Genomic DNA, 22,578 nt, shown 5'->3' on the forward strand with positions numbered 1-22,578 from the left:
ATTTTAGTACAGCTAATTTTTCTGAAGGAATATAAGATCTACTTATGTTAGATCTACAGTTCGAGCAACTCCGGACCTTGAATGCGATAGCCACTCTGGGCAGTTTTGAGGCCGCCGCGCTGGAATTACGAGTGAGTCAATCAGCGGTTAGCCAGCGGATGAAAGCGCTCGAGAAGCAGCTGGGCCGGCCGGTGCTCTGGCGGAACAAGCCGCTGAGACTGACCGAGCCGGGAGAAGTCGTACTGCGTTTTGCTCGCCAGCTAGAGCTCCTGGCCGTCGAATTGCAAACCGAATTAGGGTTCGGTCAGATAGTCGAACCGAGCATTGCCATCGTGGTTAATGCCGACTCGCTCAGCACCTGGGCGCTTCCCGCGCTCGCCGAGTTGAGCAGCAACCATCGTTTAGAAGTGCTGCGGGAGGATCAGGATCATTCGCTTGAGCTATTGCGTTCCGGCAAGGTAGTAGCGGCAATTACCTCCCAGGCCGAGCCAATGCCAGGGTGTCTTTCCCGCAGGCTTGGCGCGATGCGGTACTTGCCAGCCTGCACAGTTGAATTCGCGGAACGCTGGTTTCTGAATGGCGCTTCACCAGCGGCGCTGGCCGAGGCGCCGTTGGTGGTTTTTGATCGAAAAGATGACTTACAAGACCGTTACCTGCGGCTTCGGACCGCTCATCGCTTGGAGCCACCGCGCAATTACATTCCGTCCTCTCACGACTTTTTGCGTGCAGTTGAATGGGGATTGGGTTGGGGAATGCTGCCCGAGGCGCAATGCGAGGAAGCCTTGCGGAGTGGCCAGTTGGTGACGCTCAGCGAGCATCACCTCGACGTGCAACTCTTCTGGCAACAATGGCGGCTGCACTCAAAGGCGCTCGACGCGGTGGCCGCTGGAGTTATTGAGGCAGCTGCTGGCCTGCGCTAGCCAGCGGCTGATCAGCAGCTTCGGTTAAGCCGGGCCGTAACGGAACTGGAGACAGTCGCTCTTCAATCGCCTTGAGCAGTTTCAGCACTCGCCGTTTGCTCAAGCGGAAGGCTTGAAAGGCGACGGTGCTGGTGGAGAACCCAATAATGAGCGTGGTGGTTTCAGCTTCGGGCCGGAGATAAGCGGCTAACCAGTATCCGGCCCGATCATACTTTTTCCCGAGCGAGGCTCGGAACCAGTCCTCGCCTTGATCTACCAGCAGCAACTTGGTATCGGCTGAAATGGCTTCGGCGGTGGCGTTGCGTACTTGTTCAGCGGGGGCTTGGATAGAAACGGCGACGGTAAATTCAGCGCCGTGCTCGACGGCTCGATACGTGGCGGTTTCGTAAGCGTAGTGGGCTGAGCGGCTGGCTCGGTTCAAGAGCCAGATCAGGCCGAGCAAGGGAAGCATTGAGGCAATATACAGGTTTGCGGCGGGTGAAGGCTTTGGCTCGTGTTGAAACAAGGTGGCTATATTTAAAACACTAAAAACCACGCACCAGAGCGCGTACAAGGCGAGTAATAACCCAATCCAAGGTCGAGCGTAGTGTAAGAATTTCCCCATAGCTACAGTATAAACAAAAAATTAGCTTCTGCTAGACATCAAATTTTCTGCTCAGTAGGCTGCTGGGCGAAATGTGAAACCGGTACGGGGGCCGACGGCTGATACGTTAGCGGAATCATTTCTGCCGGGGCGATCTTGCTGGTCAGTGAATTAAGCAGGCGAGTGATTCTCCGGCGGCTCCGGCCGTAATCGTAGCCTCGGAAGGTCTTTGTCCAAATCCCAAGAGTCAGAGTAGTTCCGGCAGCGTCGGTGCTGAAATAAGCTCCCATCCAATAGCCGACTCTGTCAGCGGTCTTGCTTAGTGAAACCCAAATCCAGTCCGGATGTTCAGCATGAATGCGAAGCTTGCCGTTCTCCTGCAAGACCTCTTTCATCGCCGAGTGAACCTCAGCTGCGCTCATTGGGATAGAAACTACGCCAACGCATTCTGCGCCACGTTCCCAGAGCCGATATGGAGATCTTTCATCGACGAAGGAGGTTTTACTAATGAAGTTGCAAGCGTTTAGCGCTGCCATCCCGAGAAAAAACAAAATTAGCGTCGGCAAGGGATTGATTCTAAACGTGCCGAATGATATTTGCTTCGTAAAGAACAATATGAGGAAGATGATTTCGGCTAAGAGGATAGCAACAGCGAACGCTATTAGAACCGGACGAGCCTTATGCAGAAATCTCAACATGAGTTTCACTCTATCAGCTTGTTCTCAAACCTCTTTATTTCCCTTAGCGGCCAAGCGTAATAAAGTTTAGTCCTCAGAATAACGTTTGGCTGCGGCTAATGCGACCCGCAAAGTTAGCACGGTAAAACTCGAAACGTAGGCCGCGGTATCGCGTTGGAAACGCCAGCCTTCGCTGAGCGCTCCGGCGTCGATGACGTCAAAACCAAAGAGATCAATAAGGTCAGTGACGGTCTTCTTAGCGGCCTCGTCGTCGCCCGCAATTGGCAAGGCTCGACGGTGCTCGGTGCCTGCCAGGGTCCCGTCAGTGATCAAATCCGCGGCGGCAATATTATTAAAGGCTTTTACCACCGAGGAGCTGGGTAAATGCTGCTGCAATAATTCGCTGACAGTAGTTTCCTCTGAGTTCAGTTCGGCAATCTGGCCATCCCGCTGCGGATAGTAATTATTGGTGTCGATCACGATTTTGCCGGCCAACGGTTCCACCGGCACCTGCCGGTAGGCCTTCAGTGGCACCGTGACTACCACAATATCGCCGGCCGCGGCCGCCTCGGCCGGGGTAGCAGCCCGGGCGTTCGGGCCGAGAGACGCTACTAAGTCTTGCAGAGTCTCCGGTCCGCGAGAGTTACTCAACACCACTTGATAGCCGTTGTTCACCGCAAGTTTTGCCAGCGCACTGCCAATGTTTCCGCTACCGATCAATCCTAAAGTTGTCATATTTTTGTCAACCGAACTGCGCAAAATATATTCCACGTCAAGGAAATTTTTCAGCAAATTTTCAGCTTTTGCTGTTTCCTTGACAGCCTGGATCAGGCTATGAAGTATTGACCCGGGGGTGAGGTGACTATGAAAACCATCGACGAAAGAATTTTCACCATGTGTTCAGAACATATTCCAACAACCGCCGCTGAAGATACTAAACCTTCACTGAGTCGTCGTACCCTGATCCGCGGTGCTTCGGCTGCCGTGGTGGCCGGCGGTGCGCTGCTGGGCGGGGCAGTTCCGGCGCTTGCGGCTACCTCGCAGAATGGCTGGCCGGCAAGCGAGAAACTACCGCTGACCGCGATCAAAGTCGGTAAGGCAGATTTCCCGCCCGGGGTGTTGAAAGGCAATGTGGCCGTCGTGCTGACCTATGTAGCTCAGCAGTTCAACGCTCATGTTGAGCCATTACATGATGGCTGGTGCTGGGGCTTCAGCTACCGCAAGATCAGTGGCAGCACCCAGTACTCGAACCACTCGAGCGGCACCGCGATTGATTGCAACGCTCCCGATCATCCGCTCGGCAAGGAAGGGACCTTTACGAAGGCCCAGGTTGCCGCCATCCACAAGATCATCAGTTACTGCGATGGTGTGGTGCGCTGGGGTGGGGATTACAACGGGCGCAAGGACGAAATGCATTTTGAGATCAATGTCGGTCCGAGCAGCCCGAAGCTGCCAGCATTGGTGAAGAAAATCAAGGGCTAAAGCATTGGCCGCGAAGGGCTGGGTTGCCGATCGGCAACCCAGCCCTTCAGTGTTATTGCGTTTGATTCATGGGCGGACTAATGCCCACTGAGCCTCGCCTGAGACTTCAGTATTTTGCCAGATAAGGTCCAAACCATGGATCCTGGCTCAGCTGGCTGCTCTGGGTTGTGCCCAGGGCGTTGGTCAGACTCGGGATGACGATATTCATATACCCCGGAATCAACCAAGGGTTGGCCTTCTGGATCTCGTACGGGGTGCCGATCGGCAACGGTAGGGCCGGGCCATAAGGAATTTGTGGCGCCTGCTTGATCACCGTGTCGCCGTTGCCGCGATCTCGCAGCGGATTGATGTCGTAACGATGGTCTATCGTTAGGTATCCTTGGACGCCATTGGCGAAACCGATCGCGTTGGTAATCATGTTCTCGGAGTGGCAGATGCCGTCGTTTTGCTTGCAGATCTCATGCACAGCGATTTTATTGCCGAAACCGCGGTAGCCGGTCATGTGCATGCCCGGAATCACGTTGGGGAAGTTGCCCATAATGCCGCCGACGCCGTCAGCGGGCCAGCGCCGCGGATCCCCGTAAAGCACGCCGTCAATCTGGTTGTAGGGGATTGAGGGGTGATCGGCATAGTCGGCGATCACATTGCCGGCCACCAAAGCGCCTTCTGAATAGCCGGAGATCAGGATATGAGAGCCGGGGCACGCTGCGTGGAAACCATTGACAGCATTCTTGAGTTTGGTTTCGCCTTCGGCCACAGACTGATCAAGCGCAGGCTGCACAATAATCGGCGGAACATTTGCGGAATAGTTGATCAGTTCAACGTGGTAACCCTGCTGGCGGGCGCCATTGGCGAAGTTGCCATAAGCGTTCGCGCCGGTGGGATCACCGTAGCCACCCACTGCGAAAATGCCGGTTCCGGCGCAAGCCGCCTGGGCGGCGACGGGGGTTGCTACCGCGATGCCAGCGGCGGCAACGCCGATCACCGGAAGTGCAGCGAGCCGTTGGAGCCATTTCTTGCGAATCATTGTGTCACCTTTACTGTCTGATGAGTTTTCTCTCGGACTGCTGATTGGCCTTGTGAGCCGCTCAAAGGTGCTGGTTGAGTGCGGATAACGGCTTTGGCGGGCACTTGCTTTGCCCCCAGTAGCAATCTGCTGTGCGTCGCCTAAGCAATCACGAGCCTACGACGTTTGAAAATGATTGACAAGTTAAATCTAGATTTCGTAAATAAGCACCAAAAATTGAAAAGGGTTTGCCCATCGTTCACCGAGGGGTGTTAGGGGGTTGGCCCAGGGAACCTAGTTCTGGCCGCGCCGGATTCGATCCTGTTGATCGGCGCTACGCTGTTCTTCAAGGGTCATTGCGCCGCCGCCCTGCGCAGCTGGAACCCACCAGGCACCCGCTTCGGCTTGCAGCGGGAAGCTGGCACTGGCCTGATCGATGCCCTGTTGTAAGGCGCTGCGCAAAGTTTCGGTGCTGGTGACGGCGTCATCGGTGCTGGAAAAGCGTAGCTGCTCGCCAATCTGCACCTGGATTGGAGCTTTCCAGCTCCGTAAGAAATTGAAACGATGTCCCCGAGTCATCAATCTATGAGCTCCCCAGATGGAGATCGGAACTATCGGGACGCCTGCCTCAGCGGCCATCCGAGCCGCACCGGTTTTGCACTCTCGTACGGTAAATGACCTGCTGACTCCGGCCTCTGGCAAGATCGCGATGTATTCACCTTCGCGAAGTTTTTGCACCGCCTGCTGGTAGGCGTCGGCACCCGCTGTTCGGTCGACCACTACGTGCCCGGCTGCGGAAATCGCCGGTCCGGCAAGCCAGTGCTCGGCGGCCCCCTTGTGGATGAGATAGCGCATTTGCACCTTGCCGTGTTTCCACATCACCAGGGAGGCGACTGCGAAGTCCAGGTAGCCAAAATGCGTGATGGCAATGACCGCGCCCTTGCCGGGAACTGGCTTCCTGGCTTTGCCCACAATGGGGTCTGGGGTGGGCAGGTGCTCGCTACCGTTGATACGTACATCGAGTTGCAGGAGCCAGCGGAGAAAGAGCCCGGTGCCGACAATGAAGCGATAGAAGGTGTTATTCGGTGCCGGGCGCCAGGCCATTAGGACTCCTTGGGTTTGCGCGGTGGAAGCGGAAAGAAGCCACTAGTTTGTTCAACGTATTCACGGTACCCCGGGCGTTGACTCATCCGGGCCTCGGTCAGCGGCTTTCCGGTTTTGCCAGCCAATGCCCAAATCATTAGGGCAGGGGAGAGCACGCTCAGAATGCCCGGCCAGGAGTCCGCGACAATCAAGAAGATGCCCAACCAGACTGCGGCGTCCCCGAAATAGTTAGGGTGCCGGGTGTACCGCCAGAGTCCGGTGTTTAGCACCGTGCCACGGCGTGCCGGATCCGCTTTAAAACGGGCGAGCTGCCAATCGCCAATTGTTTCGAAGACTAGGCCGAGCAGCCAGATGGCTGCGCCGATCCAGGCGATAACGCCGAGCGTCCCGGTAGCGAACATACCGATCTGGACGGTGAGTGAAACGAAGAACAGCACGATGCCCTGCGGAAGATAGACCCGTCGAAGTGCGTAGACATTTGGATTTCCGGGTGCCTTACTGAGCATCTCCTGGTACCGCGGATCCTCTTTGCCATCACGAGCTCGCCAACCAATAAAGCCGGCTAACCTCAGCCCCCAGAGCGCGACGGCGAACAACAGCAAAAGCCTGCGCCCGTTGTCGGCTGTAGTGCTGGAAGATGCAATGAAGCTCAGCGCAGCGACCACCACAAAGCCCACTCCCCACGCGGTATCGATGACACTGTGCCGCTTCTGGAGCAGTGCGACCAGGAAGGTAACAGCGAGCACAGCGATCACTCCAAGCGCTGACCAGAGCAGGTTGAGTGTGAAAGCGCTGCCAGAGAAATCGAGCGATACATTGAACATTTGCTACCTCTCTATCGGGAGTCGGGAGGGCGATTGGTAGAGCCGATCAGCGGCTTCGGTGATTTTGGAAGCTAAAGAAAGTTCAAAACGCCTGGCAAAATCACGCAGAATGAACGAGGCGCTCAGTTTGTGCCAGATCGGCACCTTACTGAACATGAAATGACCGGCGCCGCGCAGTTTTACATAGAACAATTCACGGGCGGCGGGGGCCGCCCGCTCAGCGTAGAGCTGGGAGTACGGAGCGCTGGTCCAACGATCCTGATCGCCATGTAGGATCAGTACTTTTCGGCCCCGTACCGATTCGGTATCACTGTTCGGATCAGTCCACGGAGCCAGCGAAACCACAGCCTGAACCGAAGGATCATCGGCCACCGCGAGAGCTACCGAGCCCCCCATCGAATGCCCTATCAGGTATATGGGTAGGCCAGGGTGCTCCCGGTGAATTTTCTCTAGCGCCCAGCGCGCGTCCTGAACAGGGGAGCGTTCCTCGCCGTTCCAGCCCCGTACTCGATTTCGCAGTGACCAAACGGCGAGTCCATAAGGCGCTCCCCAGCGATGCAGCAACCGGGCGAAAGGGATCATCCGAGACGGGCTCAGGTGCCTGGCCCGCACTGGCTCGTAAGAATTAGCTCGACCGCCGTGCAGGACCAGAACAACGGCTCGGGCGGCTACCGAAGCGGGTCGTATGGTTAATACTGGGGCATGCGCCAGGGAGCCCTTGGGCAATTCGTCAGCTTCGTTGATCTTGCGCTTGAACACACTGCCTCTTTCGAATAATGACACCATCCGCGAGGGGCGAGTCCTTGTCTCCTAGCCTAACGGCCCAAACCGCTGACACGTTCCGCCAACTTGAGACCGGTTCTCAGGTAGGCTTCGCAAGGAGGTGAAGGTATGACACACGGACACTCGCATTTGAACACTGGTAGTTCGGAGCACGCGAGGCCACGGATGGCTAAGAAGGCGAAACGTCGTTCAGCCGTTCTGCTGGGTATCTTTCTGGTACCGATCGGCCTGGCTGCGCTAATCCTGATGATCGTGCTGTGGCCAAGTGGCAAGGCGGCAGATGTGCAATTGAACAGCCCTTATGCAGCAGCCCCCGGGGCCAGCATTGACACCGGCAAGGTGCAACGCACCGCTCAGGAAAACTGCCCGGGCAACAACACCCCCGGCACCAGCTGCCTAGTGGCCTATACCCAGCCGGACGCCGGCGGTAGCCCAGTCCCGGTGCTGATCAGTCCTGAGATCGCCAAATCTCCCGGCGTCAATGCCGGGGACACCATCCGCTACGTCAACCTATCGAAACTAGGCCAGAATCAAAACGGGCCAGCCTACGTTTTCATGGACTTCGTGCGCGGGGTGCCGATGGTTTTGCTCGCCCTGATCTACGCGGCGGTGGTGATAGCGGTAGCCCGTTGGCGGGGACTGCGAGCTTTGCTGGGACTGATTGCCGCCTATCTGGTCTTGGCCTTTTTCATCCTCCCCGGCTTGGTTGAGGGCAAGCCCGCCCTGCTGCTCGCGGTGGTCGGCTCCACCGTGATCATGTTCGGCGTGCTGTACTTCTCCCACGGTCTGTCATCACGGACCTCGACAGCACTAATCGGTACCCTTTTCGGCCTCGCCATGACGGCAGGCCTCGCCGCCTGGGCCACCGGTTTCACTCATTTGACCGGCACTAGCGACCACAATGCATATCAACTGCAGGCCGTGGCGGGGCAGCTCTCGCTCTCCGGGGTGATCACCTGTGGCTTGATCATCGCAGGCCTCGGGGTGCTCAATGACGTCACCATCACCCAATCCTCGGCGGTCTGGGAACTTTACGAACTGGCCCCCGAATCCAGTGCGCGCCAGCTATTCTCTTCAGCGATGCGAATCGGCCGCGACCACATTGCCTCCACCGTCTACACGATCGCCTTTGCCTATGCCGGTAGCGCGCTACCGGTGCTGATCCTGGTCTCGCTGTATCGACTACCGATTTTCGACGCGCTTACCAGCGCTGAATTGGCGGAAGAAATTGTGCGCACCTTGGTGGGCTCCATCGGGCTGGTGCTGGCCATTCCGGTCACCACCGCGGTCGCGGTATTAGTGGTGAAAGCGAGCGGAGCAGGCCGGAAGAGCCGCCTAGTTCGCTCAGCCCAGAGCGATGAGTTGGTTTAGCAGATCAGCGTCGATCTCGCGGTCTGCGTAAATTCGCCGCGGCAAGGCAATGGTGGAATGCGGATCGTCGCTTCGCTGGCTGCCGTGGTCCGAGGCTGTCTCAGCGTATTGCCAGCGTAGTTTCAGCCCCGCTTTCTCCAACACCACGAATGATGCCGGGTTGTTCTCCAACACCCTGCCGGTTACCGGAGTCTGTGCCGAAAGCTCAGCGGCGAAGGCCATCGCCGCCAGCGCAAGCTCGGTCGCAAGTCCTTTTCCCCAGCTAGCCGGAGTCAATCGGTAACCGAGATTCCATGCCCCGCCAACTGTGACGTTAATGCCGCCAGTTCCGATGAACGCGCCCTCGGCCAGATCGTTCACGCCGTGTCGTAGTCGTACCGCCCATGCGCCGGCACCCTGCTCGCTCCAATCCTGTTCGGCGCGCCGCACCATCTGCTCAGTTTGGGCTAACTCGGTGTGCCGTCCCGAAGGCAAGTGAAGCCAGGTCTCCGGATCGGCGTAAACCCGGTGAGTTTCGTTGAGATCGGCAAGGCCGAGGGGTGATAAAAGGAGACGCTCAGTTTGCATGCTTTCAGTATCTCGTATGCCTCCGACAGCCTCGTGATGACATTTGTCACCCGGAGTTGATGACAGCCGTCTGCGCCGAAAATTCGGTGTTGGCCGGAAGATTTTCTAGAAGGCAGCTGCAGGTTGCCTAAACCATCAAGAAACCATGAAGGAAGTAGTCAGAAAATGTCTGCGCAACTCGTAGTGAACATCCTGCTAGCGGTGCTGGTGCTTTGTTGGGTGCTTTACCGGCAGCTCCAAGCCAAACCAATCAAGGAACGGAGCCCGTACACCCTGATGTTGGTGTTGGGTGTGCTGGGGCTGCTGCAAATTGCTCAGCTCACCGCCAAAGTAGAGATCTCGGCGATTGGCTACGCAGCGCTCGTAATCGGGCTGCTCAGCGGCGCCGCCTTCGGTTGGTTACGAGGTCGGTTAGTGCATCTCTGGCGCGCTGACGACGGCACCCTGATGCGACAGGGCAACTGGCTCACCATTGTGCTCTGGGTACTGGGCATCGCAGTGCATCTCGGCATTGACTGGATTGGCGTCGCACTCTCGCCGAACGGTCAGACCGCCGGTGCCGAAGCTCTCGGCACTACCGGAATCATGCTTTACCTGGCCGTCGCGCTGGCCGCCCAGCGTTTCGCCACTCTCGCCCGTATCCCCGCCGCAAGCCCGGTTCGCTGAAAGGACCCCTGATGAGTCAACTACTAGGAAATACCAAAGAAACCCCGACTCAAAGTCTCTACGCGGTTGACGCCGAAGGGCTGCAGAAGTCTTATGGCAAGGTCAAGGCGGTGGACGGCATTGACCTGCGGATCAAGCCTGGCGAAATCGTCGCCTTCCTGGGGCCGAATGGCGCTGGTAAGACCAGTACCATCGACATGCTGCTTGGTCTCTCCAAGCCGGAAGCGGGCAGCATTACGGTGTATGGCAAGAGCCCGCGTCAGGCCATCGCACACGGTCAGGTCTCTGCTGTGATGCAGACCGGTGGGTTATTGAAGGACCTCACGGTGCGCGAAACGGTGGAACTCACCGCCTCGCTTTTCGCCGAGTCCCGTCCGGTGGATGAATGTTTGGAGCGCGCGGGTATTAAGGACATCGGCGACCGGATGGTCTTCAAATGCTCCGGTGGTCAGCAACAGCGCTTGCGCTTTGCGATGGCCCTGGTCTCCGATCCCGGCCTGCTGATTCTCGATGAACCGACCACCGGAATGGATGTGGAGGGACGCCGCGACTTCTGGAACGCGATCCACACCGATGCACGACGTGGCCGTACCGTCATCTTCGCCACGCACTACCTCGACGAGGCAGACGCTTATGCGGATCGGATCATTCTGGTGCGGAAAGGGAAGATCGTTGCCGACGGCACCAGTGCTGAAATCAAGGCGCTGGCTGCGGGCCGCACGGTGCGAGCCAGCGTTAGCAACCTGGATCAGACCGTGCTGGCCGCGCTGCCCGGGGTTGACGGAGTTGAGCTGCGTGCCGGTATTGTCACTGCTCACGCTAAGGACTCCGACGCTGTCGCACGTTATCTGTTGAATAACACCGATGCCAAAGACCTCGAGATCACTTCACACAATCTAGAAGACGCCTTCTTGGCGCTCACCGCCGACGAGTCTGATGCCGACTCAGTCAAGACCAACTAAGGAACCATTGTGACCACCGTGAATAGTATTCCTTCAAGTATTTCCACCGAACGTCATGTGCCGCCCTTCGGCGGTTTCAACCTCACTCTGCTCGGTATTGAAATGAAACGCCGGCTACGCAATCGCAGAAACGTTATTTTCGCGATGGTGCTGCCGGTGGCAATGTTTTTGATTATTGGATTACAGGTCAAGGACACGCCCTTGGATCCGAGCCATCCGATCAGTGCCGGTGGACAGTCTGTCTCCGCCTACATCATGCTCTCGATGGCGGTCTACGGTTGCATGATTACCGCCACTTCAGCTGGCGGCGCGGTCGCGATTGAGCGGTCGATGGGCTGGAGCCGGCAACTGCGGCTCACCCCGCTCAGCCCGGCCGCCAATATCGCGGTGAAAATCGTCGGCGCACTGGTGCTGGGCGCAATTGCTATTGCGGCTGTTTACATTGCCGGCTATGCCATTGGCGTGCGGATGGACGTGGGTATCTGGGTGATTGGTGCGCTCGCAGCGCTGCTCGGTTCCCTGGTTTTCACCGCACTGGGTCTGCTGGTCGGCTACTTGGTACCGAGTGAGAACGTGATGCAATTCATGGGTCCGGCGATCGCCTTCCTGGCCCTGTTTGGCGGTTTGTTCTTCCCGCTGGATGGCTGGATGAAGAACGTCGGAGTCTGGACGCCAACCTACGGTATCGGCGAAATTGCCCGTTCTCCGCTCACTGGGGCGGACTTCAACTGGTTGGCCTTGGCCAACGTCGCCCTGTGGTTGGTTATTTTCGCCGCCGGAGCCGCGCTAGCTTTCCGCCGAGATACTCGCCGGGTCTGACGTACAGTAACCGTATGCCAGGCCAGCAGAACTCAACCGCAGCCGAGCAGCTCCCCGAGCAGCTCCCTGAACAGTTAGACAGCAGACTGAGCTGGATACCTCAGGGTGGCGGCCGGGCGCTGAATTGGCGTGAGCTACTGACCGCCAGAGGTGCCCGGCGCTGGTACACCGGGGCATTCTTCGCGGTGCTGATCTGGAGTTTCAACACGCTACCGAACCTGCTCAGTCACCAAGGCTCGGCCGGGGCCATCACTAGCTATATTGCTGTCACCGTGGTGATGTTGCTGAGTTTCATGTTCATTCCGCCGCTCAGCTGGGGGCGCAGCGAAGCCTTCAAGCTGAGCGTGCTGGGATTCCTGATTGTGCTCGGCGGGCTGTCGCTGTTTTTCGTTGGCCGCTCGGGTGGTTGGTTCGCCACCTTCATCACGGTGTGCGCCGCCATGCAGCAGTATCGGCGGCGCACCGCACTCGGCATTATGGCCGGCATGTTCTTGCTGATCATCCTGGTCCAAATGGTGATGGGGGCGTCTTTCGAAGATGCTTTCTCAATGGCCGCGGTGGCTGGCTCAGTTGGACTAATGATGGTTGCTTTTTCCCGTCAGATAGAAGCGGTCAGGACCTTGCGTGCTACTCAACGCGAGTTGGCGGATGTTGCGGTTCAGGAAGAACGTAACCGGGTGGCCCGGGACATGCACGATATCCTGGGTCACTCGCTCACCGTGATCGCGGTCAAGGCTGAACTGGCGGGGCGGCTGCTGGAGGACGCTCCCGAGCGCGCAGCGGTTGAGATCCAGGAGGTGGAAGACCTGGCTCGGGGTGCGCTCGCCGATGTGCGAGCCACGGTCAGTGGTTACCGTGGCGTCAACGTGCTTTCTGAGTTGGCCAACGCCAGATCAGCGCTGAACGCGGCAGGTATTGAAGCGGAGCTGCCGGGGGCGGCTGATGAGGTACCGGCTAAGTACCGTGAGCTCTTCGGCTGGGCGCTGCGCGAGGGCGTGACGAATATTGTCAGGCATTCCTCCGCGAGCCACGCCAAGGTGACAATGGGGGCTGGTTTCATCCAGATCGACGACGACGGGGTGGGGTTACTACAGCATGATGCGCCGTCGACCGCTAATGGTCTGAATGGGCTGCGAGAACGCGTTGAGGCTCAGCAGGCGTCACTTTCGATTGGTCGCTCCGGACTGGGTGAGCACGGCGGTTTCCGGCTCCGGGTCGAGTTGTGAAGCGGCCGAGATTGGATAGATTGGGCAGATGATTCGCCTATTGATTGCTGACGACCAGGCGTTGGTGCGAGGTGCCTTGGCTGCGCTCTTGAGCTTAGAGCGCGATATTCAAGTGGTGGCCGAAGTAGGTCGAGGCGATGAAGTGGTGCCAGCTGCTCTTGAAGCTGCCGCCGAGGTCGCTTTGCTCGACGTTGAAATGCCCGGCCTGGACGGTATTGCCGCTGCCGCCGCGCTGCGTCGCGCGCTCCCTGAGTGCAAGGTTCTGATGGTGACTACTTTCGGTCGGCCAGGTTATCTGCGTCGAGCCATGCAAGCCGGAGCGAACGGTTTCGTGGTCAAGGACACGCCAGCAAAACAGCTCGCCGATGCGGTGCGTCGCGTGCATTCTGGGCTGCGAGTAGTCGATCCCACCTTAGCGGCGGAGACCTTGACCAGCGGGGAAAGTCCGCTGACCGAACGGGAAACCGAGGTGCTGCGCGCCGCTAGCCAGGGTGGCACTGTCGCCGATATCGCTCGGGCTACCTTCCTTTCCGAAGGCACGGTGCGAAACTACCTCTCTAGCGCGATGGGTAAGACCTCGGCAAGGACCCGAGCCGAGGCAGTGCACAATGCCGAAGAAAATGGCTGGTTGCTCTAGTTTCAAGCTCCTCAAACCAAGAACTCGTCGTCCTGGGGAGCGGTCGGATGCTGTCGAGTGTGCAGATCTACACGTTATCGGAGCCTCATAGGGTGTAGATCTGCACACTCGACGAGGGGATTCGCCCGAATTTTCGGGGTTTGACAGAACTTTGAGAGAATATAACCGTGACTGTTACTGATATCCCCGCGCCGACGGACCGGCTGGAACTGCCGCCGCTCCAGCTGGGCAATATCACCATTGATACCCCAGTGGTGCTGGCCCCAATGGCGGGCATCACCAATACCGCCTTCCGGCGACTCTGCCGTGAATACGGCGGCGGCCTCTATGTCGCCGAAATGGTGACCTCGCGGGCCCTGGTGGAGCGCACTCCGGAGAGTCTACGGATCATCTCCCACGATGATGACGAAAAGGTGCGCTCCGTACAGCTTTACGGGGTCGACCCGCTCACCGTGGGCCGCGCCGTCCGGATGCTGGTCGAAGAAAACCGTGCCGATCACATTGACCTGAATTTTGGCTGCCCGGTGGCTAAAGTGACTCGGCGCGGCGGTGGGGCCGCACTGCCCTGGAAAACCGAACTCTTCACCTCGATCGTGCAGACAGCGGTTCGCGAAGCTTCGCGTGGCGGGCTGCCGCTCACCGTCAAAATGCGCAAGGGCATTGACGAGGATCACTTGACCTATCTGGAGGCTGGCAAAATCGCTCGGGATTCCGGTGTTGCCGCGGTCGCGCTGCATGGCCGGACGGCGAGTCAGTTCTACTCGGGGGTCGCCGATTGGTCGGCGATAGCCCGGCTGCGGGAGGCACTGCCGGACATTCCGGTGCTCGGCAACGGTGATATCTGGAGTGCCGAGGACGCGATCCGAATGGTCCGGGAGACCGGCGTCGACGGCGTGGTGATAGGTCGTGGCTGCCAGGGTAGGCCGTGGCTCTTTGGTGATCTGATGGCCGCTTTCGACGGGGATGCTCAGCGTTTCCGGCCAGGCCTCAAAGAAGTCGCAGACACCGTTTACCGGCACGCCCAGTTGCTGATTGAGACTTTTGGCGAGGAAGACAAGGCGCTACGGGATATCCGCAAGCATATGGCCTGGTATTTCAAGGGCTACGTGGTGGGCGGAGAGTTGCGAGCCAAGCTGGCTTCGGTGCCGACCTTGGAGGTGCTGCGAGGCTTGCTCGACCAACTGGATATGGCCTCACCTTATCCAGGCGTCGATGCCGAAGGTCCGCGCGGCCGAGCTGGCACTCCGAAGCGCACCGCGCTGCCGGAGGGCTGGTTGAACAGCAAGGATCTGAACGAGGATCAGCGGGCCGGAATTGCCGCCGCAGAACTGGATGTCTCTGGTGGCTGAGCGCCCGGGGGAGGGCTATCGGGCCGCCGATGCCGAGCGCTGGGTAGCGGAGCCAGCGAAGAACTCTTATCGCAGCCCTTTCGAACGCGACCGCGCCCGGGTGCTGCATTCCTCGGCGTTGCGCCGGCTCGGCGCCAAAACTCAGGTGGTCGCCCCGGACACCGATGACTTCGTCCGTACCCGGCTGACCCATTCACTTGAAGTCGCCCAGGTCGGCCGAGAACTGGGCCGAGTGCTCGGCTGCGATCCCGATGTGGTCGATGCGGCCTGCCTTTCCCACGATCTCGGTCATCCGCCCTTCGGCCACAACGGCGAAAGCGCACTGAATGACCTGACGCACTCGATTGGCGGTTTCGAAGGTAATGCACAGACCCTTCGGTTGCTGACCCGGTTGGAGCCCAAAGTGCTCGCCGCCGATGGTACCCCGGCGGGCTTGAACCTGAGCCGAGCGAGCCTCGACGCCGCATGCAAGTACCCCTGGCTGGCGGCCGATGCCCCGTTAATCCACGGGCATCGCACCAGCAAGTTTGGGGTCTACACCGACGATGAACCGATTTTCAGTTGGTTACGCGAAGGCGCTCCGGAAGGCCACAGCTGCATCGAGGCCCAGGTGATGGACCTTGCCGATGACATCTCTTACTCGGTCCACGATGTCGAGGACGCCATTGTGGCCGGAAACTTCCAGCTTGCAGACCTTGCCCAGCAAGATAACCGTGACCGGGTGATCGGTTACACCCAACAGTGGTATTTGCCGCACACCGACCCGGCCGAGATCGATGCCGCGCTGTCCCGATTAGAAGCCACACCGGTCTGGGTCGCCCAGGCAGATGGTTCAAGGGCCGCCATGGCGGCGTTGAAGAATATGACCAGCCAGTTGATCGGACGGTTCTGCCAAAGTGCCCTGGACACCACTCGAGCGATCTACGGCGACCAGCCGCTGACCAGGTTCGCTGCGGATGTTGTGGTGCCACCGGAAACAGTGGTGGAAATTGCTGTGATGAAAGGCCTAGCCACCACCTTCGTGATGACCACCGACCGTCGTCAGCCGATCTACCAGCGGCAGCAAGAAATTCTGCATGAGCTGGTCGCGGCCTTAGTGGCGAGTGGCGATCGGCATCTGGAAACCATGTTCGCTGCGGACTGGCGAGCCGCCACTGATGATGCCGGAAGGCTTCGCGTGGTGATCGATCAAGTCGCCTCGCTCACCGACGTTTCGGCGCTCGCCTGGCATCGAGAGCTCGGCAAATAGCCCTGAACTGGGCCGAGTTAATCGGCGGAAATTTCTGTTTGCATAGACTGTTGCTATGACGACAGCAGAGCAGATCTACCAACAATTGCTGGCCCGCGCGCAAGGTACCCCCTACACGGTGTCCTTGATTGACGGCGGCTTACGCGTGCATCTCAACGTTGCGGATATGCATTGGCTCACCCTTTTTTACGAAAATAAACTCGATAAGGAGTACAGCATTAACCTGCTCCTCGACGAGGCATCGCAGAGCTACACCAAGGAACAGGTGCTCAAGGAAGTCAGTTGGCGGGCGGGAGCCAGCCCGATTGGGTTTGTGCCACATTTCGAGCTCAGCAGCACGGTGAGCAAGGGCACCATGGTGGAAATCAGTAGCGCCAAAGTTGCCGGTGTGCAGGAAAAAGGCGGGCTTTACGACGGCTACACCCTCGATACCCGGGAGATGTCAAAGTTCGTTGATGAGGTGATGGTGCCCTCCGGTTGGTCTAAGAAGATGGACAAGAGCACCAAGCTCGGGCTAATTTTTGCCGGCGTCGGGGTCGGGGTGGCACTGATCGCCGTACTGGTGGCGATCATTATCGTGCTCAACGTGGCGAAATAAGCCCAGCCAAGGAAAGGCAGCGCAGAGGCGTCGGAGCAGGCTGAAAGCGAAAGCCAGCGACGCTGTCGGCCTGCTGTCATAGACTATTCGGGTGGCCGGACTGATCAAACGCGAAGATATCGAGGAGCTCCGCGCCCGCACCGATATCAAAGAAGTGGTTGAAGGCTACGTCACCCTGAAAAGCGCGGGTATTGGTTCGTGGAAGGGGCTCTGCCCGTTCCACGATGAACGCAGCCCGTCCTTCAATGTCCGACCGCAGGTAGGGCAATATCACTGCTTCGGCTGCGGAGAGGGTGGCGATGTGATCTCCTTCATCCAAAAAGTGGATCACCTCAGCTTCACCGAGGCAGTGGAGAAACTGGCGGCTCGCATTGGTTTTGAACTGCATTATGAGGACGGTGGCTCCGGGCCGCGCCGCGAGGAGATAGGTCGGCGTCAGAGGCTGCTTGACGCACATAAAGTAGCCGCCGAATTCTTTAGGGAACAATTACTCAGCCCGGCTGCCGCCGCCGGTCGGCAGTTTTTGAGCGGCCGTGGTTTTGGCCCGGCCGACGCCGAGCATTTCGGCATTGGCTTCGCGCCGCAGGGCTGGGACTCCCTGTTGAAGCACCTGCGCGGCCGGGGTTTCACCGAGGAAGAACTGCGGCTCACCGGCATGTTTTCCACCGGTAGCTCGGGAAATCGGCTGTTCGACCGTTTCCGCGGCAGACTGATCTGGCCGATCAGAGATATCGCGGGGGAGACGATTGGTTTTGGCGCGCGGAAGTTGTTTGAGGAAGATCAGGGGCCGAAGTATCTGAACACTCCGGAGACCGCGCTCTACAAGAAATCCCAAGTACTCTACGGCATCGATCTTGCCAAGAAGACGATCGCTAAAGATAAGCAATTAGTGGTGGTGGAGGGCTATACCGATGTGATGGCCTGCCATCTCTCAGGCGTGGGCACCGCGGTCGCGACCTGTGGCACCGCCTTCGGCGCGGATCATGTCAAGGTGGTGCGCAGACTGCTTTCCGACGACGGCAGCGGCAGCGTGATCTTCACCTTCGACGGTGATGCTGCCGGTCAGAACGCGGCGCTCAAGGCCTTTGACCTAGACCAGCGTTTCCTCTCACAGACCTATGTCGCAGTGGAACCCAATGGGATGGACCCTTGCGATCTGAGACAGTCGGGGGGCTCCGAGGCGGTGCGGAATCTGATTTCCTTGAAGAAGCCGCTCTTCGAATTCGCGGTGCGGACCGAGTTGAACAAATTCGATCTGAGCAGTGTTGAGGGCAGGGTGCGTGGTCTGCGCGCCGCCGCCCCGATCTTGGCAGACATTAGGGACAACTCGACGAAGGTTGGATACAGTCAGCTGGTCGCGGGCTGGCTTGGCATCGCCGACCCGAACGAGGTGCTCAGGTCGGTCAACGCCGCGGCCAAGAATCATGACCGAGCAGCTCGCCAGCAGGCCGATGCACCGGCCGAAGGCGCCGGGAAAGCCATCGAGTCGGGGCCCGCGAATCAGCAAATTGGTTATAGCCGCCCTGACCCTCACGATCCGGCGGCACGAATGGAGCGTCAGGCTCTCGAAGTGATTCTGCAGCAGCCGGAGTCGCTGAGTGATGCGGACTGGCTCCGGCTAGCCGAGGTTAGTTTCGTGGTGCCGGCTTATCGAGCGGTTCACGAGGCAATCAGGGCGGCGGGTACGCCCGTGGGCCTGTCAGCGGCGAGCTGGTTTCACAAAGTCACCGAGGAAACACCCGAGCCCCTAGTGCCGTTGCTCTCCGAACTCACCGTGGTGGCATTGCCCGCCAGTTCAGCTGAGAGCTTGCGAAACTATTGCACCTCGATTGTCCGCAGCCTCTTCGAAATGCAACTGACCAGGCAAAAGGCCGAGAAGCTCGGTGCCCTGCAACGGATGGACCCAGCTACCGACCCGGAAAAATATCAGCTTTTGCAGCGTGAGCTGATGGATTTAGAAGTGCAGAGACGCGTACTTCGGGCCGACTAGACGCTCGATTTCACAGCATCGAAATCCTTTGTTAGAGTTATATCTGCTTCATTCCTCCTTAGCTCAATTGGCAGAGCATTCGACTGTTAATCGAAGGGTTACTGGTTCAAGTCCAGTAGGAGGAGCCCAGAAAAAGCCCGGTGTCACACGAAGGTGTGACACCGGGCTTTTTGTTGGCGTTCCGCTCCTTTGGTTCACTCGGCACGCTACTGCTTAAGGCAGAATCGAGTCATGAAACAATTTCAGCTGACTCGGGCGACGTCCTGGGAGGGTCGGACCGTGAAATGGGACGTCTTCGGCTCAGGCCCGGACCTGGTCTTCCTGCACGGCACGCCCTGGTCTTCAGCGTTATGGCGGCCAATAGCTCAGGCACTCTCTCGGCGATTCACCGTGTACTTATGGGATATGCCTGGGTACGGCGAATCGTCCAAGGACGCCTCTCACGCTGTGGATCTGGGCACTCAAGGAGAGCTTTTCGCTTTCTTGCTCGATCAATGGCAGGTAGATCGTCCTCATCTGATAGCGCATGACTTCGGTGGGGCCGTCGCCCTCCGCGCGAGGCTGCTGCACGGCGCGGTATACGCTTCGCTCTGCCTAGTAGACGTTGTCGCACTCTCGCCTTGGGGGTCTCCCTTTTTCAACCTGGTCAAAGAGCATGGACAGGTCCTCCAACAACTGCCACCAGCTATTCATCAGGGAGTGCTTGAATCCTATATTCAGGGCGCCAGTTACCGGGGTTTGCGTGAGGATGAGCTGGCCCTCCTCACTAGCCCTTGGAGCGACGAACAAGGTCAACGAGCTTTCTATCGTCAAATTCAACAAGCTGACGAGGGTTTTACCGATCAGATCCAAAGCCGCTACGCAGAGATATCAGAACCCACCCATATCATCTGGGGAGCAGAAGATACCTGGATACCTCGGGACCGCGCACTGCAGCTAGCTGAGGCCATACCCCATGCCTCGGTGGCCATTCTGGAGGGGGCGGGGCACCTCATCCAGCTTGACGCCCCGGCTGAGCTCGCTTCGGAGCTGACCGGATGGTTACAAACCGTAACGTCGTGAATTGTTAGAAATTCTAACCAGCCGCCGGTGTGCGAGCTGGCAGAAGGCTCACTTTCACTTCCGATGTCATCCAGTCGTGCCAAGCTGAGCAGCTTGGCACCCAACTGTGAGGGGTTTTTCAGGTTGCTGTCAGTTTCGCTGACTTTAATATCATGCACCGAAGCTAGTTCAGCCCAACAGAAAATTGGACGTCAGAATGAAAACATTAGCTCGTTCAACAGCCACCCTCGGTGCCACACTTGCCGTTTTTGCCGGGGCTATGCTCTCCGGACAAACCGCCTCGGCAACTCCGGTAGAGAACCTGCCGATTCAGCCGGTTGGCTACACCGTGGTGAACGGTGTGCCGGATAAGGCGCACCCCATTACTAAGGCGGGAATCACCGGCGACGTCGGCTACAACGTCACGGCAGCCTCAACGGGGACGCTGCCGGTCGCTGAGTCGGTGATTGGTCCGGATGGCCGGACAAAGGTCACCAACACCACTGCCAGCCCCTACCGTCGCACCGGTCAGATCACCTTTAAAGAAGGCGGCAGCTCCTACATCTGCACGGGTTGGCTGATCTCAGCGAGCACTGTGGTGACCGCAGGGCACTGCTTGAATGGTGGCGACTCTACGAATATCACCTTCACTCCCGCGCGCAATGGTGCCACTGACCCCTACGGCACGTTCACCGCAACCGAGGTCTGGGTAGATAGTCGCGGGGTGGACGCTGACGGCGGAGACTGGGGAGTCATTCAGCTCAATAAGCCGGTTGGCTCTCAGCTCGGCTGGTACGGCATCCAAGCGGCAGCACCGAGTTCACTGAGCGGGAAGACTGCGCACATCATTGGGTACCCGGGGGACAAGCCCAGCGGGACGATGTGGCAGCACACCGACACGATTAACTCGGCTACTGGTCGTAACTTCTACTACCAGACTGATACCGCAGGCGGTCAGAGTGGTTCTGCCGTCACCACCACCAATAATGACGTGTCCAACGGCATTCACGTCTGGGGCAATGGCGGCTCAGGTAACGGAGCCACCAGGATCACTGCTGAACTGTTCAACACGCTGGCTAAGCTCCGGAAATAACTAAGGCCTGCAAGGACGAGGGGCTGTTGTTGCTTTCTGGCCTAGCGGCTAGGAGGCAACAGCGGCCCCTCCTTGGGCCCTACCAGTGTGTGTTTGACGAGTTTGCCTAGCGGACGCTCCGAACATCGCCCTGCACGATCAGTTCGCCAGCCCACCCGGATGACCCAATGCCTCCAGATCGCCCAGTGCCTCTAAATCGCCTAGTGCCTCTAAATGACTCAGTAGCACCCGAGCGTGATTATGCTCGGGATCGGCGGCTCCGTAGAGCAAGCTGACGCCGCTGTGCTCGGCCAGCAACCCGAGCAGGGTTTGTACCGCCGGGTTAGTCTTCAGCTCCTCCCGGTACTCATCTGCATAATGCTGCCAGGGCTCGTTTCCCTGATGCCAGCGCTTCCGCAGCTCCGGTGACGGCGACACTTCCTTGAGCCAGAGATCGAGCGCGGCGCGTTCCTTGCTCAGCCCGCGCGGCCAGAGCCGATCCACCAGGATGCGATAACCGTCGGCGGGTTCAGCAGCTTCGTAGACTCTCTTCAGCTTGACGTCCATCGCTCCAGCATCTCAGACGAAGTCCATTTCCAGCTGAAGAAACCTCTCAGCCTCAATAATTGCCTCCCGAAAGGCCAGTTCTTGATCACCTGGCTCGCTTGGATTTCGAGGTTGCCAGCCGTGGACGGCGCTATGCACCCGCAGGACCCCTTGCCCTGGCGGGGCGTAGAAAATGCCAAAGCGCTGTAATGGCCACTCGGGTGCGGTTTCCGGAGCAACCAGTAGCGCCGCATCCAGGGCCGGATTGTGCCACTGCGCGATGGGGCGTCGTCGATCTTCGGCGAATAGTCCGGCGGCAAAACTGCTCGCAGAGACCGGATTGGACTGTTCGCATAGCCGCTGCCACCAGAGCGGCAGCAGAGCGTTATCCACCCGAAGCCAGGCTGCGGGTGACGAACCCTCGAACCGAGAGGTGGACACAGCAAAATTTTATCTCTGCCAGAGTGCCAGGGCCAGAGTGCCAGGGCCAGGATATGGGGCCGGCGCTACGGGTGCAGAGCTTTTAGCGTCCGGTAACCAGAGTCGCTCGTGACAAACCTGAATGCCGGGCAGTGTCTGACATCGGAGTAGGCAGCGCTGGCTTAGCCAGGGACGGCGTAACCAAGGACTGAGCGGCCAGGGACTGAGTAGCCGAGGACAGAGCAGAAGTTTTATTGCTGGCCCGGTCCGCGAGACGTGACTCGACTGTCTCTACCCTCTCAATCACCTCAGCCGCCCGGGGGGCCTTGAATTGGCGTCCTCGACCGCCGGTAGTCAGTGACCAGAGCAGGGTGCCGAGAACCGGCAACGCAATCACCAGCAAGCCCCAGCAGATGGCTGAACGTCCTCGCAACCGTCCGGTTTGATACTGCGCCAGCACACCGACCATACCGATCAAAATCACCGTAACTAAAGCGATCGCTATTCCGATTGTGGCTACTAAGCCGACGCCAGCTAAGCCACCGAGATGAGCAATCTTTCCGAGTGAATCGGAGCTGCTAGCTGCCTGCAACATGATGGACCTTTCGGATGAGTGGAAGTCTTAGTTCCACTCTGCCGATTGGTTGAGCTGAGCGCCTCAGCGCGCGGCATGATCCTGCGGGCTT

The 22,578-nt window shown here is 58.7% G+C and carries 25 protein-coding genes and 1 tRNA gene; 15 read left to right on the plus strand and 11 right to left on the minus strand.

Features of this window, described 5'->3' with window-relative positions; genetic code table 11:
• Positions 1-44: 44 nt before the first annotated feature.
• Positions 45-920 (plus strand): LysR family transcriptional regulator ArgP, encoded by an 876-nt coding sequence (locus UM93_RS01035; protein ID WP_045073133.1) that lies wholly within the window; start codon positions 45-47, stop codon positions 918-920.
• Here the strand turns inward: UM93_RS01035 and UM93_RS01040 are convergent.
• The 3 genes from UM93_RS01040 to UM93_RS01055 are packed head-to-tail and all read right to left on the minus strand — an operon-like array spanning position 892 to position 2,939.
• Positions 892-1,524, minus strand: a complete 633-nt coding sequence (locus UM93_RS01040; RefSeq protein ID WP_045073135.1) for a hypothetical protein — start codon at positions 1,522-1,524, stop codon at positions 892-894. The genes UM93_RS01035 and UM93_RS01040 overlap by 29 nt on opposite strands.
• A 38-nt stretch (positions 1,525-1,562) precedes the next feature.
• Positions 1,563-2,210 (minus strand): hypothetical protein, encoded by a 648-nt coding sequence (locus tag UM93_RS17600; protein ID WP_157874065.1) that lies wholly within the window; start codon positions 2,208-2,210, stop codon positions 1,563-1,565.
• 57 nt (positions 2,211-2,267) lie between these two features.
• Positions 2,268-2,939 (minus strand): NADPH-dependent F420 reductase, encoded by a 672-nt coding sequence (locus UM93_RS01055; RefSeq protein ID WP_267884349.1) that lies wholly within the window; start codon positions 2,937-2,939, stop codon positions 2,268-2,270.
• Positions 2,940-3,074: 135 nt separating this feature from the next.
• On the opposite strand from UM93_RS01055, the gene UM93_RS01060 reads away from it, so the two are divergent.
• Complete coding sequence (locus UM93_RS01060) at positions 3,075-3,662, plus strand: M15 family metallopeptidase (protein WP_082057227.1); 588 nt, start codon at positions 3,075-3,077, stop codon at positions 3,660-3,662.
• A gap of 106 nt (positions 3,663-3,768) precedes the next feature.
• Here UM93_RS01060 and UM93_RS01065 read toward each other — a convergent pair whose 3' ends face one another.
• From UM93_RS01065 to UM93_RS01080, 4 genes are all read right to left on the minus strand, one after another.
• On the minus strand, positions 3,769-4,689 hold the full coding sequence (locus UM93_RS01065) for a cutinase family protein (RefSeq protein ID WP_052663485.1): 921 nt from the start codon (positions 4,687-4,689) through the stop codon (positions 3,769-3,771).
• Positions 4,690-4,962: 273 nt separating this feature from the next.
• Entirely contained in the window at positions 4,963-5,772 is an 810-nt protein-coding gene (locus UM93_RS01070; protein WP_045073140.1) for a lysophospholipid acyltransferase family protein, read from the minus strand.
• Complete coding sequence (locus tag UM93_RS01075; protein WP_045073141.1) at positions 5,772-6,596, minus strand: DUF1295 domain-containing protein; 825 nt, start codon at positions 6,594-6,596, stop codon at positions 5,772-5,774. Before UM93_RS01075 ends, UM93_RS01070 begins: the two co-directional genes overlap by 1 nt.
• Positions 6,597-6,599: 3 nt before the next feature.
• On the minus strand, positions 6,600-7,355 hold the full coding sequence (locus UM93_RS01080) for an alpha/beta hydrolase (RefSeq protein WP_234399351.1): 756 nt from the start codon (positions 7,353-7,355) through the stop codon (positions 6,600-6,602).
• A gap of 132 nt (positions 7,356-7,487) precedes the next feature.
• On the opposite strand from UM93_RS01080, the gene UM93_RS01085 reads away from it, so the two are divergent.
• Positions 7,488-8,750, plus strand: a complete 1,263-nt coding sequence (locus UM93_RS01085) for a YibE/F family protein (RefSeq protein WP_082056960.1) — start codon at positions 7,488-7,490, stop codon at positions 8,748-8,750.
• Here the strand turns inward: UM93_RS01085 and UM93_RS01090 are convergent.
• Entirely contained in the window at positions 8,724-9,317 is a 594-nt protein-coding gene (locus tag UM93_RS01090) for a GNAT family N-acetyltransferase (RefSeq protein ID WP_052663490.1), read from the minus strand. The genes UM93_RS01085 and UM93_RS01090 overlap by 27 nt on opposite strands.
• A gap of 165 nt (positions 9,318-9,482) precedes the next feature.
• Here UM93_RS01090 and UM93_RS01095 point away from each other — a divergent pair, with 165 nt between their 5' ends.
• The 12 genes from UM93_RS01095 (at position 9,483) to UM93_RS01150 (ending at position 20,947) form a co-directional block, all read left to right on the plus strand.
• Positions 9,483-9,983 (plus strand): hypothetical protein, encoded by a 501-nt coding sequence (locus UM93_RS01095; protein WP_045073144.1) that lies wholly within the window; start codon positions 9,483-9,485, stop codon positions 9,981-9,983.
• An 11-nt stretch (positions 9,984-9,994) separates the two neighbouring features.
• Positions 9,995-10,945 (plus strand): ABC transporter ATP-binding protein, encoded by a 951-nt coding sequence (locus UM93_RS01100; RefSeq protein WP_045073145.1) that lies wholly within the window; start codon positions 9,995-9,997, stop codon positions 10,943-10,945.
• A 9-nt stretch (positions 10,946-10,954) separates the two neighbouring features.
• On the plus strand, positions 10,955-11,764 hold the full coding sequence (locus UM93_RS01105; protein WP_045073146.1) for an ABC transporter permease: 810 nt from the start codon (positions 10,955-10,957) through the stop codon (positions 11,762-11,764).
• Between the two features lie 14 nt (positions 11,765-11,778).
• Complete coding sequence (locus tag UM93_RS01110; RefSeq protein ID WP_045073147.1) at positions 11,779-12,990, plus strand: sensor histidine kinase; 1,212 nt, start codon at positions 11,779-11,781, stop codon at positions 12,988-12,990.
• A gap of 28 nt (positions 12,991-13,018) precedes the next feature.
• Positions 13,019-13,627 carry a response regulator transcription factor gene (locus UM93_RS01115; protein WP_045073148.1) on the plus strand — a complete coding sequence of 203 codons (609 nt, stop codon included), beginning with the start codon at positions 13,019-13,021 and terminating at the stop codon, positions 13,625-13,627.
• Between the two features lie 167 nt (positions 13,628-13,794).
• Positions 13,795-14,976 (plus strand): tRNA dihydrouridine synthase DusB, encoded by a 1,182-nt coding sequence (gene dusB / locus UM93_RS01120; RefSeq protein WP_045073149.1) that lies wholly within the window; start codon positions 13,795-13,797, stop codon positions 14,974-14,976.
• On the plus strand, positions 14,960-16,225 hold the full coding sequence (locus UM93_RS01125; RefSeq protein ID WP_045073150.1) for a deoxyguanosinetriphosphate triphosphohydrolase: 1,266 nt from the start codon (positions 14,960-14,962) through the stop codon (positions 16,223-16,225). The genes dusB and UM93_RS01125 overlap by 17 nt, the downstream gene beginning before the upstream one ends.
• Positions 16,226-16,280: 55 nt before the next feature.
• Positions 16,281-16,823: a hypothetical protein gene (locus tag UM93_RS01130; RefSeq protein WP_045073151.1), complete on the plus strand. Its 543-nt coding sequence runs from the start codon at positions 16,281-16,283 to the stop codon at positions 16,821-16,823.
• A 91-nt stretch (positions 16,824-16,914) separates the two neighbouring features.
• Positions 16,915-18,813: a DNA primase gene (gene dnaG, locus UM93_RS01135; RefSeq protein ID WP_045073152.1), complete on the plus strand. Its 1,899-nt coding sequence runs from the start codon at positions 16,915-16,917 to the stop codon at positions 18,811-18,813.
• A gap of 52 nt (positions 18,814-18,865) precedes the next feature.
• Positions 18,866-18,938 (plus strand) — tRNA-Asn (locus UM93_RS01140).
• A 106-nt stretch (positions 18,939-19,044) separates the two neighbouring features.
• A complete protein-coding gene (locus tag UM93_RS01145; RefSeq protein WP_045073153.1) occupies positions 19,045-19,875 on the plus strand; it encodes an alpha/beta fold hydrolase in 831 nt (276 codons plus the stop codon).
• Between the two features lie 196 nt (positions 19,876-20,071).
• Positions 20,072-20,947, plus strand: coding sequence for a trypsin-like serine peptidase (locus UM93_RS01150; protein ID WP_082056961.1), 876 nt, complete (start codon positions 20,072-20,074; stop codon positions 20,945-20,947).
• Positions 20,948-21,085: 138 nt separating this feature from the next.
• On the opposite strand, the gene UM93_RS17605 is transcribed toward UM93_RS01150, so the two are convergent.
• The 3 genes from UM93_RS17605 to UM93_RS01165 all read right to left on the minus strand — a co-directional run bounded on the left by UM93_RS17605 (position 21,086) and on the right by UM93_RS01165 (position 22,487).
• Complete coding sequence (locus UM93_RS17605) at positions 21,086-21,493, minus strand: DUF488 domain-containing protein (protein WP_045073154.1); 408 nt, start codon at positions 21,491-21,493, stop codon at positions 21,086-21,088.
• A gap of 12 nt (positions 21,494-21,505) precedes the next feature.
• Positions 21,506-21,913 (minus strand): hypothetical protein, encoded by a 408-nt coding sequence (locus UM93_RS17610; RefSeq protein ID WP_045073156.1) that lies wholly within the window; start codon positions 21,911-21,913, stop codon positions 21,506-21,508.
• Between the two features lie 82 nt (positions 21,914-21,995).
• Positions 21,996-22,487, minus strand: coding sequence for a hypothetical protein (locus UM93_RS01165; protein ID WP_045073157.1), 492 nt, complete (start codon positions 22,485-22,487; stop codon positions 21,996-21,998).
• Between the last annotated feature and the right edge of the window lie 91 nt (positions 22,488-22,578).

Source organism: Psychromicrobium lacuslunae, assembly GCF_000950575.1.
GTDB lineage: Bacteria > Actinomycetota > Actinomycetes > Actinomycetales > Micrococcaceae > Renibacterium > Renibacterium lacuslunae.

What these genes read in the sequence shown, in the direction of transcription:
- UM93_RS01035 (WP_045073133.1), top strand. Translation starts at nt 45, where the DNA reads ATGTTAGATCTACAGTTCGAGCAACTCCGGACCTTGAATGCGATAGCC.
- UM93_RS01040 (WP_045073135.1), bottom strand. Translation starts at nt 1,524, where the DNA reads ATGGGGAAATTCTTACACTACGCTCGACCTTGGATTGGGTTATTACTC.
- UM93_RS01060 (WP_082057227.1), top strand. Translation starts at nt 3,075, where the DNA reads ATGTGTTCAGAACATATTCCAACAACCGCCGCTGAAGATACTAAACCT.
- UM93_RS01065 (WP_052663485.1), bottom strand. Translation starts at nt 4,689, where the DNA reads ATGATTCGCAAGAAATGGCTCCAACGGCTCGCTGCACTTCCGGTGATC.
- UM93_RS01070 (WP_045073140.1), bottom strand. Translation starts at nt 5,772, where the DNA reads ATGGCCTGGCGCCCGGCACCGAATAACACCTTCTATCGCTTCATTGTC.
- UM93_RS01075 (WP_045073141.1), bottom strand. Translation starts at nt 6,596, where the DNA reads ATGTTCAATGTATCGCTCGATTTCTCTGGCAGCGCTTTCACACTCAAC.
- UM93_RS01085 (WP_082056960.1), top strand. Translation starts at nt 7,488, where the DNA reads ATGACACACGGACACTCGCATTTGAACACTGGTAGTTCGGAGCACGCG.
- UM93_RS01090 (WP_052663490.1), bottom strand. Translation starts at nt 9,317, where the DNA reads ATGCAAACTGAGCGTCTCCTTTTATCACCCCTCGGCCTTGCCGATCTC.
- UM93_RS01095 (WP_045073144.1), top strand. Translation starts at nt 9,483, where the DNA reads ATGTCTGCGCAACTCGTAGTGAACATCCTGCTAGCGGTGCTGGTGCTT.
- UM93_RS01100 (WP_045073145.1), top strand. Translation starts at nt 9,995, where the DNA reads ATGAGTCAACTACTAGGAAATACCAAAGAAACCCCGACTCAAAGTCTC.
- UM93_RS01110 (WP_045073147.1), top strand. Translation starts at nt 11,779, where the DNA reads ATGCCAGGCCAGCAGAACTCAACCGCAGCCGAGCAGCTCCCCGAGCAG.
- UM93_RS01115 (WP_045073148.1), top strand. Translation starts at nt 13,019, where the DNA reads ATGATTCGCCTATTGATTGCTGACGACCAGGCGTTGGTGCGAGGTGCC.
- UM93_RS01125 (WP_045073150.1), top strand. Translation starts at nt 14,960, where the DNA reads ATGTCTCTGGTGGCTGAGCGCCCGGGGGAGGGCTATCGGGCCGCCGAT.
- UM93_RS01130 (WP_045073151.1), top strand. Translation starts at nt 16,281, where the DNA reads ATGACGACAGCAGAGCAGATCTACCAACAATTGCTGGCCCGCGCGCAA.
- UM93_RS01145 (WP_045073153.1), top strand. Translation starts at nt 19,045, where the DNA reads ATGAAACAATTTCAGCTGACTCGGGCGACGTCCTGGGAGGGTCGGACC.
- UM93_RS01150 (WP_082056961.1), top strand. Translation starts at nt 20,072, where the DNA reads ATGAAAACATTAGCTCGTTCAACAGCCACCCTCGGTGCCACACTTGCC.
- UM93_RS17605 (WP_045073154.1), bottom strand. Translation starts at nt 21,493, where the DNA reads ATGGACGTCAAGCTGAAGAGAGTCTACGAAGCTGCTGAACCCGCCGAC.
- UM93_RS01165 (WP_045073157.1), bottom strand. Translation starts at nt 22,487, where the DNA reads ATGTTGCAGGCAGCTAGCAGCTCCGATTCACTCGGAAAGATTGCTCAT.